At 60.9% G+C, this 11,767-nt stretch carries 10 protein-coding genes and 1 pseudogene; 5 read left to right on the plus strand and 6 right to left on the minus strand.

The window, feature by feature from the left end:
- Positions 1-11 precede the first annotated feature (11 nt).
- A complete protein-coding gene (locus QX010_RS24465) occupies positions 12-914 on the minus strand; it encodes an amino acid--tRNA ligase-related protein (protein WP_316182390.1) in 903 nt (300 codons plus the stop codon).
- Between the two features lie 13 nt (positions 915-927).
- Between QX010_RS24465 and QX010_RS24470 the strand changes: the two genes are divergently transcribed.
- Entirely contained in the window at positions 928-1,953 is a 1,026-nt protein-coding gene (locus tag QX010_RS24470) for a KamA family radical SAM protein (RefSeq protein ID WP_316182392.1), read from the plus strand.
- 1,374 nt (positions 1,954-3,327) lie between these two features.
- A pseudogene (locus tag QX010_RS24475) lies at positions 3,328-3,845 on the plus strand (transposase); the annotation flags it as partial.
- A 293-nt stretch (positions 3,846-4,138) separates the two neighbouring features.
- Here the strand turns inward: QX010_RS24475 and QX010_RS24480 are convergent.
- Positions 4,139-4,990 carry a LysR family transcriptional regulator gene (locus tag QX010_RS24480; RefSeq protein WP_315803365.1) on the minus strand — a complete coding sequence of 284 codons (852 nt, stop codon included), beginning with the start codon at positions 4,988-4,990 and terminating at the stop codon, positions 4,139-4,141.
- Between the two features lie 134 nt (positions 4,991-5,124).
- Here QX010_RS24480 and QX010_RS24485 point away from each other — a divergent pair, with 134 nt between their 5' ends.
- Both QX010_RS24485 and QX010_RS24490 read left to right on the plus strand, forming a co-directional pair.
- The gene (locus QX010_RS24485; RefSeq protein ID WP_316182393.1) at positions 5,125-6,114 is read left to right on the plus strand and encodes an alcohol dehydrogenase catalytic domain-containing protein; all 990 of its coding nucleotides are present in this window, start codon (positions 5,125-5,127) and stop codon (positions 6,112-6,114) included.
- 244 nt (positions 6,115-6,358) lie between these two features.
- Positions 6,359-6,688, plus strand: coding sequence for a hypothetical protein (locus tag QX010_RS24490; RefSeq protein WP_316182395.1), 330 nt, complete (start codon positions 6,359-6,361; stop codon positions 6,686-6,688).
- 142 nt (positions 6,689-6,830) lie between these two features.
- On the opposite strand, the gene QX010_RS24495 is transcribed toward QX010_RS24490, so the two are convergent.
- The 3 genes from QX010_RS24495 to QX010_RS24505 form a co-directional block, all read right to left on the minus strand.
- Positions 6,831-7,574 carry a response regulator transcription factor gene (locus tag QX010_RS24495; protein ID WP_316182396.1) on the minus strand — a complete coding sequence of 248 codons (744 nt, stop codon included), beginning with the start codon at positions 7,572-7,574 and terminating at the stop codon, positions 6,831-6,833.
- Positions 7,571-8,392 carry an alpha/beta hydrolase gene (locus QX010_RS24500; protein ID WP_315803369.1) on the minus strand — a complete coding sequence of 274 codons (822 nt, stop codon included), beginning with the start codon at positions 8,390-8,392 and terminating at the stop codon, positions 7,571-7,573. Before QX010_RS24500 ends, QX010_RS24495 begins: the two co-directional genes overlap by 4 nt.
- 189 nt (positions 8,393-8,581) lie before the next feature.
- Positions 8,582-9,481 carry an AraC family transcriptional regulator gene (locus QX010_RS24505; protein WP_315803370.1) on the minus strand — a complete coding sequence of 300 codons (900 nt, stop codon included), beginning with the start codon at positions 9,479-9,481 and terminating at the stop codon, positions 8,582-8,584.
- A gap of 238 nt (positions 9,482-9,719) precedes the next feature.
- Here QX010_RS24505 and QX010_RS24510 point away from each other — a divergent pair, with 238 nt between their 5' ends.
- Positions 9,720-10,685, plus strand: coding sequence for an MBL fold metallo-hydrolase (locus QX010_RS24510; protein ID WP_316182399.1), 966 nt, complete (start codon positions 9,720-9,722; stop codon positions 10,683-10,685).
- A 20-nt stretch (positions 10,686-10,705) separates the two neighbouring features.
- Here QX010_RS24510 and QX010_RS24515 read toward each other — a convergent pair whose 3' ends face one another.
- On the minus strand, positions 10,706-11,695 hold the full coding sequence (locus QX010_RS24515) for an AraC family transcriptional regulator (RefSeq protein WP_315803371.1): 990 nt from the start codon (positions 11,693-11,695) through the stop codon (positions 10,706-10,708).
- Positions 11,696-11,767 lie beyond the last annotated feature (72 nt).

Consider the following 11,767-nt stretch of genomic DNA (forward strand, 5'->3'; position numbering starts at 1 on the left):
CCATGTCTGTTTCATAAGAAGGAGCAATCAGACTTGGCCCGAGTGGTTCGTTGCACGTAGCCTAGAAGGCGATCGACTCCAATCGCAACTCCTGCACATGGAGGCAGATCGACAACAGTGGGTTCGGGCAATAGATCTAGTCCGTAATTAATGCGCTGGAGATTTTCTGCGCGGAAGCGCTCTAAAAAGGCCTCCCCGGATTCGATTTCTTGGTAGCCGTTTGCGATTTCCACGCCGTCAAGAAATATCTCAAAGCGCTCGATGTAGCCGTTGGCGCTCGCCTTTCCAAAGCAAGTGTCGAAGAGCGGGTAGTTTGAGACATAAGCAATGTAGCCAGGTGCTATCTCGCTCAACGCCTTATCGAGCAGCCGACCAAACTTAATCACGCTTAGTATAGGCTCCTGGTCAGATACTGAGCAAAGATGGGATCTGTACGTCTGGTCGAGATCGTCGACGCTCATACGACTCAAATCCACGCCGAAGCGCCGATGGAAGATGTCTTGACAAGTCAAATCCATCTCCGGAAGCTTGCAAAAGTGGCGTACGAGCTCCCCGACTTGTTGTCGAAGTTCGATGTATGTAGTACCGGGAGTATACCACTCTAGCATCTGAAATTCACGGTCATGAGTGTCGTCCGGCTGCTCGTCCCGATACGCTGCGCATATCTGAAAAATTTGCCCGGAGCCCCGAGCAATCAATCGTCGCATTTCGAGTTCGGGTGAGGCTTGAAGGTAGAGCTTGCTCGAGGAGCTGTCGGTCTGGGATCTTGTCGAGAAGATCTGCGTTGTTGGATGTGCGAGAGCTTCCGGAAGAAGCGACTTTGTTATAACTTCAATTGCCCCACGTGAAGTGAGTTCCCGGCGGAGTGTCGAGAGTAGTGCTGCTCGCTCCTGCAGCGCAATCCGTAGTTCCAAGAGATGTCCTCCTATGGCATTATCATCGAATGATTGGCAATCCGACTATCGCAGAGCAAGGATGTCGGTCTTTGAGTTACTCGACAGGCTTGAGCTGAAGCCGCGAGACTTGTCGTTTGAATTAGATGCCGAGTCTCCGTTTGAGTTAATGGTGCCACCGCATTTCCTGTCATTGATGGAGAAGGGGAATGCGAAAGACCCTTTGTTCCTTCAGGTCGTGTCCAGAATGGAAGAGCGCAGAAAGTCGCATTGGACAAGCCGCGATCCTCTTCAAGAAGAGCGAGTTCGAGATAAAGCGGGGGTATTGAGAAAATACAGCGGCAGAGTCCTTATTATGTTGAGTGGGGCGTGCGCGATCCATTGTAGGTACTGCTTTCGTCGCCACGTTGACTACGGGAATGCTATCGTTTCTCGCAGCCAGCTCGTTGAAGTCGTTCGATCCGTGGAGAGCGACCGCTCGATAAGGGAAGTGATCTTGAGCGGAGGAGATCCGTTCTCCTTGACTGATGAAAAGCTGTTTGCCGTGCTCGATGCTCTTGGCGGTATAGAGTCCATTTCGACGATCAGAATTCACACGCGAACTTTAACGGCAGTGCCGTCCCGTCTCACTCCGGAGATCGTAGAAAAACTGCAGTCTATTCCGAAACGGTTAGTCATTGTCGTTCACACAAATCACCCGAACGAATTGGATGCAATTGTTAGCAGTGCGCTCGTGCAATTGGTTAAAGGTGGAGGTCTCGTTCTCAATCAAGCCGTATTGTTGGCCGGAGTAAATGATCGCAGTGATGTTTTGGAGCGACATAGCTGGAAATTGCACGAGGCGAGGGTGGTCCCGTACTATGTGCATCTGCTCGACAGGGTCGAGGGGGCAGAGCACTTCGAAGTGCCTCGTCGAAGAGCCGTAGAGTTAGAGACGTCATTGCGTGATCGCCTTCCCGGATACCTGGTCCCTCGCTTTGTCAGAGAGATCCCTGGAGCTCTCCACAAAACGCCTTTGGCTCAGCTTGGATCGGAGGAGGAACGCGAAATCGAGCGATAGAGAGCTAATCTGTTGCATCACCAGCTGAACTCCGGTGACACCAAGCGAAACTCCTGTCCAAAAATTGGCCACAGATAGCTGTCGCTGGATCTCAAGCAAATGCAACGAGTCGACATTCCGGCTAATAGCGCCGCTTGCTCCCTTTAGAATGGTTACATACACGTTGGTATAGTTCTGATGCGAGCAGTCAGCGCAAAGTTCTTGCAGTTTGATAACGAACAGAGCGCTGATTACGATTGGCAAATCACCAACGAGCATCTTTAGTATCCAGTATGCGGGGTCCGATTCGGCGGACTGGCCTCTCCGTTCAGATGGTAAAGTTCTTGTTTCGCAAATCTTTAGACCGCTGCAGCACATTGTGAGGATGGAGAATACCAGGATTAGAGACCCAATTCTGTCGAGTCGGGCGGTGTAGGCATCTAACAAATGGGATGTTGATCCGTCGCCAAAGTTGTCAAAGACGATGAGATTGAGAGTGTGCCCGACGAGGATCATTCCAGCGATGGGAAAGGCCCTCTGCCATCCCGGCAAAGAGAAGTAATTGAGGAAGGAGAGTGCAGCCGCTACGAGTGCGCCAAGCAATAGAGGAACGATTAGCACACTGAAGCGGCTCGGAGAATCTGCAACAAGGGGGATCTCATTGGCGAATTGGTAGGCCAGTATCGTAACGGCCACGAGTGCTGAATTGACTAGCAAGTTGATGGCAAGCCCGTGTCTGAAGACAGGGCCAGTCGATCTTAGTCGTCTAAAAATGCTCACCACCGTTTGATGCACGGCAGACTCGCGAAGTTGCAGGGAAGCGAATATGCAAGGAATATCAGCTAGTCAAACTAAAGATTGTGTTCAAGTCAAGGGGCTAGCGGAGATGGTCCTGCCAAACATGCCATTATGATACCGCATAAAGTGCTCTATCCCGGCGCGCGCACCAGCCTCGACAGCGACGAGGACGACATCGCGTTGCTGCGCATGCTGCCGAGTCAGACGGACCTCCCGCGGCTGTCGTGGAGGTAACCTCCTTAGGATGAGATCAATATCATAGGATCGGACGGACTTGCCGAGACACGGCGCCCTGGGCAGAGTTCGACGATCTGGATCCGGACTCTCCGATCTGGGTTGTCCCGGCCGAGCGGATGAAGCTCCGTCTCCAGTACAAGGATGATCAGAGCGGGGATCACCTAGTGCCGCTCTCGACCCAGGCTCTTGATGTCCTGCGTGCCCTTCGTGGGCTCACGGGGTGGACACCCTATCTCTTTCCTAACCAGCGACATGCCCATCGCCCGGCCAGCGAGAATTCGATCGGCTACTTGCTGACCGTGCCGGCTACCATTGACCTGCCCCTAAGAATGTCCTTCAGAGGGACTTAGAGTCGGACAGATTAAGCGGAAGCGGTTCACGGAAGAGCAGATAATCGCGGTTTTGAAAGAGCACGAGGCCGGTGCGAAGACGGCCGATCTGGCTCGCAAACACGGGATCTCGGAGGCGACGCTCTCCAATTGGAAGGCCAAGTTCGGCGGCATGGACGTGTCTCCGAGGCCAAGCGGCTCAAGGCGATCGAGGACGAGAATGCCAAGCTGAAGAAGCTGCTGGCCGAGCAGATGCTCGATGCGGCAGCGCTGCGGGAGCTACTTTCAAAAAAAATAGTAGGGCCTGCCGCCAAGCGCGCCGCAGCGGCGCATCTGCAGGCCAAGCTCGGCGTGTCGGAACGGCGGGCCTGCTCGATCGTCGGGGCGGATCGGACGATGGTGCGCTACCGGTCGCGTCGCCCCTCGGACGCCGAGCTTCGGGTCAGACTGCGCGAGCTTGCCAACGAACGGCGGCGGTTCAGCTATCGCCGGCTGTTCATCCTGCTGCGACGGGCAGGCGAGCGATCCGGCATCAACCGTACGGCGCGCTCACAAGGGTGTCTAAATCGCCACGCTGAGTGAATGTCGGTATCGGTGGTTGCGCCTCCCCGATTTGAACCTCTTCGCCAACATTTTAGTCGAGCGAAGAATCGCGCACGAACGGCGGGCTATCGAGACGCCTCTTCCCGAGTTAGGCTGCACGCCGATAGGAAAACAGGGCTTCTGAGATAGTGGGTTTCGCGATGTAGCGGACCCCCGCTACCAACGGTCACCCCTCCACCCGAACGCTTCGTCCCCATTCTCCCGGTCCGCAAGGCTGGCGCGCCACGCCACGGCGCGGCCTACGATGCCAGCCGCGCGATCACCAGATCGAGCACAGCCCGCAGCCGCGCCAGCCGGCGCAGATCTCGATGATAGCCGAGATAGGTGTCCCGCCCCGGCGGCTGCTCGCCGACGTCGACCTGCTGGAGGCCGGGCGTAGCGTCTCCGAGCGGTCGGGGCAGGACGGCAAGGCCCGCTCCCTGCGCGCAGAGAATGGCCTGAACGTCCCGGTTGTTGCTCCGCATCGCGACCTCCGCCTTCGGGAGTTTCTTCGCCAGCCAGCGCGCGTCGGGCATATCGGCGAAGGCCGTGTCCATGGTGACGACCCTGATCCCTTCGCCGTCGCCTCCGACGTTCCGGGGGCCGTGAACCGGGCCGTACACGGCATAGGGAATGTGCAAGAGCCGCCGCGAGATCACCTCCGGCTCGTCGAACGACCGAATGCGGAACACGAGGTCCGCCTCGCGGCGGGGAAGGCTGTAGAGCCGAGCATCGGTCAGCAGCTCGACACAAACGCGCGGGTGGAGACGGCCGAACTCGGCAAGGACAGGCGCCAGCATCAAGCGGCCAAACCAGTCCGACGATGAGATCCTGAGGAAGCCGTCGAGTTGCGCCTGCGTTCCGGCCAGGCGTCGCTCGAAGGCGAGCGCTTCCTCCTCCACGCGCTCGGCGTGGGCCAGCACGGCCGTGCCTTCGTGTGTGAGCACGAAACCCTCGGACGTCCGCTGGAACAGCGTCTGGTTCACGGCGGCCTCAAGGGCTGCGAGGCGGCGTCCCATGGTCGGTTGAGACAGGCCGAGCCGACGCGCTGCAGCACCGAGCGTGCCCTCGCGCGCAATGGCAAGGAAGATCCGCAGGTCGCTCCACTCCATGCCGGTCCTTTCAAAAACAGCGCGACGGGATCGCTGGACACCTATTCAGAACTGAATGAATTACGTACAAATTCGATGATGTCCATTCAGAACATGAGGGATCATGGTCTCCGCCATCACAGCAGGAGGTCTCAATGACCCATTCGATGATGGCTGCCGTCCTCCACGAAACTGGCGCGCCGCTCCGCGTCACCCCGATCAGCCGCCCGACGCCGGGGCACCGTGAGGTCCTTGTGCGCATCGCCGCGGCGGGCACCAACCCGTTGGACGCCAAGATCCAAGCCGGCCAGGCCGCGCATGCCAAGCATCCCGCGCCCGCCATCCTCGGGCTGGACATGGCTGGGACGGTCGAGGTCGTCGGCCCCGGCGTCACCCGGTTTCGCCCTGGCGACGAGGTGTACGGCATGGTCGGCGGCGTCGGCGGTCATCCCGGAACGCTGGCCGAATATGTCAGCGCCGATGAGGATCTGCTTGCGGCCAAGCCGGCCAACCTCTCCATGCGCGAGGCCGCGGTTCTGCCCCTCGTGACGATCACGGCCTGGGAGGGTCTTGTCGATCGCGTCGGCATTCGACAAGGACAGACGCTCCTTGTGCTGGGCGGAGCCGGTGGCGTCGGTCATATCGTGGTCCAGCTGGGGCTCGCATTCGGTGCAACGGTCCATGCCACGGGAAGCGCGGAGAGCAGGCCCGTGATCGAGCGCCTTGGCGCGACCTTCATCGACCGGCACGAGCCGATTGCCGAAGCGGTCGGCCGCGTGACGGGAGGGCGTGGCTTCGACGTCGTGTACGATGCGGTTGGCGCTCTCGACGTCGCCTTCGCCGCGGTGGCGAGGTTTGGTCACGTGACCTCATCGCTGGGGTGGGGTACCCATCCGCTCGCGCCTCTCTCGTTCAAGGGCGGCACCTATTCCGGCGTTTTCACCCTCCTGCCGCTGATCGAGGGTGAAGGACGGCGGCACCACGGCGAGATTCTCAAGAAGGCCGCGCAGATGGTCGAGGCCGGCAAGCTCACGCCGCTGCTCGACCCGCGCCGGTTCGCACTCGAGGACGTCGGCGCGGCCTATGACGCCCTCAAGAAGGGGGGTGGCGCAGGCAAGATTGCGGTCGACATCGGGGCGGCGTGAGCTTGCTCGACCAATCACGGCTGCACAGGTTTCACTCGCAAATGGCAACGCCAAGGTGTCGCGCGATGAGAGTCTGGTGCCGCGCCCGCTTCGACCACCTTGTCGACAAAGCCGGAGCAGGCCTCTTCGCCACCGTCGACCAGGTGACACCCGAGATGTTCGATAACCTGCTCGCCACGCATCTCAAGGGTTCGTTCTTCCTCGATCGAGGTCTCCGGTGGGGACCAGATCTGAGAGGCGAGACATGGTGACGGCCAGCGAGACACGTCACGCGCGGGGCTTGCCTCAGGCGGCGGAAGTCACCTCGTTCCGCATGAAGCCGGGGATTGCGGCGAAGCAGGCCGTCGAAGCCGGCCGTGACATCGATGCTTGGCTTCGTCAGCAGCCCGGCTTCGTCTCCCGGCTCATGATCTCCAACGCGGATGGCTCGATCACCGACATCGTCGTCTGGAGGTCTGAGCGGCACGGTCAGAATTCGTCGAGAAGGCTAATGGCCGAGACCGCGTTCTCGCCCTTCCACGCAATGGTCGATGGCAAGTCGGTCGACTGGAGATTCGCTGCCGTCCTGATCTGAACGCAGGCGAGGACATGCGCAGCACGCCTGCAGTTGCCCGCACATACACGGGTGAACGTGTCGCTCGCACCGGATTGCGCAAGGCGGGCTTCGACCTATTCTCTATCGACACCACCCAGACGACAACTCCACGGCGCCCTCGCTAGCACCGCCCGAGCTCGAGGTCGCGGACCTTCTGAACCATGTCCGTCACGGATGTCGCCTCGAGCTTTCTGAAGGCATTGCTTCGATGCATCTTCACCGTGATGAGGGAGATCCCGAGTTCGGCCGCGATCTGCTTGTTGACCAGGCCGCGATCGAGAGCCGTCAGGACCTCCATCTCTCGCGGCGTCAATCGGGTGGCGCGATCCCTCAAGTGATCCTTCGCGCGCTCCTCCTTCTGCCGTCGCGCCTCGATGTCAATGGCTTCGTCGACCGCCGTGAGGAGGTTCCGCGGCTGGAATGGCTTCTCCACGAAGTTGATTGCGCCGGATCGCATGGCGCTGACAGCGGTCGACACATCCGCGTCGCGGGCGCTCATGATGATCGGGGTTCGGACGTTGCGTGCAAAGAGATGCTGCTGCAGCGCCAAGCCGCTCTTGCCCGGCAACCGGACGTCGATCAGGAGGCAGCCGACTTCGCGATCAACGCCCCTGGTGAGCAGCGAAGCTATCGAATCGTGCCACCTGGACTCGAGACCCGCTGACATCAAGATGGCATCGAGTACGTCTCGCGACGTCGTGTCGTCATCGACGACAGCGACGACATGAGGTGGTGGGATCTCCGGCCTGGCCAACCTGAGATGGTGCAACTCGCCGCGGCCACGCGTCCGCGCACCGTGCTGCAGGAGAGGGGAGTCCGCAGCCGAATGCGAGGATGTTCGACGGCGAGGAAGCTCTGCCGTCATTCTGCGATGAACGCGAGAATGTCTGCGTTGAGGACGTCGGCATGGATCGTCAGCATGCCGTGCGGAAAGCCCTTGTAGAGCTTCAAGGTGCCATGCTTGAGCTGTTTGGCCGACAGCAGCGCGGCGTCTTGATAAGGCACGATCTGATCGTCATCGCCGTGCATGACCAGCGTCGGTACATCGATGAGCTTGAGGTCCTCGTTGAAGTCCGTTTCCGAGAACACCCTGATGCATTCATAATGCGCGTGGGCTGCGCCCATCATGCCCTGACGCCACCAATTGTCGACGACACCCTCGATGAGGCGCGCGCCCGGCCGGTTGAAGCCGTAGAACGGAATCGGCACATCGCGATAGAACTGCGCCCGGTTGGCCGCGAGCTGGGCGCGGAGATCATCGAATACGGCGAGCGGCGTGCCGTCTGGATTCGCTGACGTCTTGAGCATGATCGGAGGGATCGCGCTGACCAGAACGGCCTTTGCAACGCGCCCCTGGCCGTGACGGGCGACGTAACGCGTGACCTCGCCGCCGCCGGTCGAGTGTCCGACGTGGACGGTATTGCGCAGATCGAGCGCGCGTGCGAGCTCCGCCACGTCGGCCGCATAGGTGTCCATGTCATGGCCGGTCGAGGACTGGCTCGACCGGCCGTGACCGCGCCGATCGTGCGCGATCACGCGATAGCCGCGATGCAGAAAGAATAGCATCTGGGTGTCCCAATCGTCGGCGCTGAGCGGCCAGCCGTGATGAAACAGGATCGGCTGTCCGTTGCCCCAATCCTTGTAGAAAATCTCGGTTCCGTCGGTCGTCGTGATGAAGGGCATGGATGCATCTCCAGTTGAGACCCGTCGAGGATTCCGATTGCAGCGCGGGCTACGGCGCGGCCTCGGACGTGAGCATTCGTTCGACAACGACTTAAAAGAGACCCACCGGAGAAGTCTTCCGTGCGGACTTCCAATCTTGAAAGAATGCACGAGCACGCGCTGGGCAGCTGCAGCGGATGGAGCTACGGTTCAGCTTGTTCGATTGCGGGCGCCCAGCCGCCAAAGCGCCGGGGAGTTTCCGGTCATTCGCCGAAAGGCGGTGGTGAAATGGGCCTGACTGCTGAAGCCGAGATCGAAGGCGATCGAGACGACTGGCTGTTCCGTCGCTCGAAGCCTCTCCTGGGCGCGGACGATCCGGCGGTGCAGGATATAGGCATGGGGCGGATGCCCGGTGGCGGCCTTGAACTGGGCGGCAAATCGAGATCGGGGAAGGCCAGCGATGTCACTGAGTTGCGACAGGGAGATCGTCCTACCAAGGTGCGCATCGATATAGTCGAGGGCGCGGCCGATACGGTCGGCCGCGGGCTTCGCCGCGTCGCCGGCGCTGATCGTGCGGCCATGATGTCGTTCGATCAAGCGCGAGCCGAACGCCAAGGCGAGCCCTTCCACGAAGGAGGGTCCCGCGATTCCGTCATAGAGGTCCGCGGCCCTGAATGCCAAGGCAAGCTGTCGGAGACCGTCGTCGACGATCCGGTCGGTCTCGAACAGACAGATGTCGCCCGATGGCAAACGCCCGAGCACGCTGTTCATGCACTCGCGCAGCAGATCCTGCGAGAGAAAAACCCTGAGATTGTCGAGCCGGCCCCTGGCCACCCCGCGCCAACGTCCCTGCCGCGGGCCGGTGATCAGCATGGCATTCGGCTCCTCGCCGCCGCTCCAGACGCTGCGTCCGGAGATCAGCAACTCTTGTCGCGCGCGCCGCTGCACCAGCGTCACGACGTGTGAATCATCCTCGCAATCGGAGCAGACTTCGATAGGACCGTTGTGCTCGCTTCGCCAGCGCGACAGGCCGACTTGAAGATGGCGGCCGTTTGCGAGCGTGGCGGGGGCAGGCTTGGCGCGCCATTGAGTTTCGTCGTGCACCAGCATGGAGAGACCTCGTCGAGAAATCGTTTAGTTAGACAGCGCCGACCGGATGCGAAAGAGGCCGTAGGCCGCAGCGCCATCGATTGACGTGCGAATTGGAAAGTCATTCGCACTTTCAGGAAGCAAGCATGGTCTCTCGTCCGCTAGATGTCGTGACCAGCCGTCGCAACGCTGCGCCGAGGCCAGATTGTGGTGGCTGCCGGGAGACGTTGCTGCCGAACGGGCAATGGGAGATCGCAAGATGACACTGGCTGAGAACCATTCCCGCCGAACGTTCTGCATCTGCTGTATCGCCGCAGCCGGTGCAGTTGCCGCGGGAGGCTGGCTCACGCCATCGCAGGCGTTTGCCGAAGCCCGCAACATCGTGGATACGATCCGCGACGCGGCGGCGCATGCGCCGATCAAGGTCCACGCGCTACGCGGCGATGTCAGCATTCTCGAAGGATCCGGCGGCAACGTCGCGGTTCTCTCCGGACGCGACGGCAAGCTGCTTGTCGATGCAGGCATTACGGCGTCGCGTCCGAAGCTGCTGCAGAGTCTGAATACCATTGGCCGCGGCCCTGTGACGCGCCTGATCAACTCGCACTGGCATTTCGACCATACTGACGGGAATGCGTGGTTGAACGGCGAGGGAGCGGCGATCGTCGCCCACGCGAACACCCGCAAGCATCTGTTGTCAGCGCAGCGCGTCGAGGACTGGGACTACAACTTCCCGACATCGCCGCTCGCCGCAGTTCCGAGCGAGACCGTCAGCGCCGAGACGACGCTGAAGCACGGCGGCGCGACGGTTGTGCTCCGGCCCTACGGCGCTGCGCATACCGATTCCGATTTGTCGATCACGTTCACCGAGGCCGACGTCCTGCACTGTGGCGACACGTACTGGAACGGAATCTATCCTTTCATCGACTATTCGACCGGCGGCAGCATCGACGGCATGATCAAGGCCGCCGATGCCAATCTGGCCGCGGCGGGCGACAGGACGATCGTCGTTCCCGGACATGGCGCGCCCGTGAGCAACAGGAAAGAGCTCGCGGTTTATCGGGACATGCTCTCCGCCATCCGCGACAATGTCGCCAAGCTGAAGCAGCAGGGACGTTCGGTGGAGGAGGCCATCGCGGCCAAGCCGACCACGGCCTTCGACAGCCGCTTCGGCCAATTCCTGATCACGCCGGCGTTCTTTACCCGACTGGTCTACCAGGGCGTCTGACGTCCGCGGCCGAGACGAAATCATGGCACAGCGCGGCGCCAGCGTCCCGGCGCTTCTCCGACCAGGCGCCGGAACACATTGATGAAATGCGTTTCGCTCTTGAATCCGACGGAGATGGCAACATCCCGGATCGATCGCTCGGGATCGAGCAGCAGCCGCTTCGACGCATGAACCCGGCACTGGAGGACATACATGTGGGGCGACATGCCGGTGGAGGCCTTGAACTGAGCTGCGAAATGCATGCGGCTGAGACCCGCGGCGGCGCTCAGATCCGCCAGCGCGATCGGCTGTTGAAGATGAGCATCAATGAAGGCCTTTGCCCGATTCAGCCGCCACGGTGTCAGCGGCGACAGCTTTCGCTTCGGCGAATGCTCCTGCTTCAGGTGGTAGCGCCCGATCAGGTGAGCCGCGAAGCTGATGCTCAGGCTGTCGAGGAACAACCGGCTCGGGGCGGCGTCATCGGCGAAGGCGCGCATCAGCGACGTCATCAGGTGACGCAGCACCTTGTCGTCCGCTTCCTGCGGGCCGAACAACTCCATCGAAGGGTCGGCGGGCCTGCCGCTGATGTCCTCGTAACATTCCGTCACGGTGGCCGGAGAGACGAACGCCCGCAGGATCGCGTAGTCCTCGCGATAGATTGCCCGCGCATTGGGAAGCGCGGGCCCTGTCAGGACGATGGTGCCTGGAACGACGTCGCCATCGATCACGGACCGTCCGGCAATGGAGAGCGACAGGTTCGTGCACCGCACGGCGTAAGACACCGTGTAGGGCAGGTCGGCCAGATCGGCTTGCACCTCGAGTGCGGCTCTGTCGATCCTTCCGCTCCACATCGAGACCGAGAGTCGTGCTCCGCCGTCCGCGGTCAGCGATGGTGAGTGCGGTGGCTCGCGCCAGCGTCGTTCGGCAGGGATGTGCGCCAGGCTTGGCAGCGAGGTGACCAGGGCCGGCACATGTCGGCCCGTGTGCGATAGTCGCGTCGCCGTGTTGGCTTCTCTGGCCTCGTTGTCCATTGCGCGCCTCCGTCCTTGACCGAGGGGGATGATCCATACAATCTGTCAGAAGAAGCATGCAATCAAAGGAAT

The sequence above is a fragment of the Bradyrhizobium sp. SZCCHNRI1009 genome (genome assembly GCF_032487575.1).
Taxonomy (GTDB): domain Bacteria; phylum Pseudomonadota; class Alphaproteobacteria; order Rhizobiales; family Xanthobacteraceae; genus Bradyrhizobium.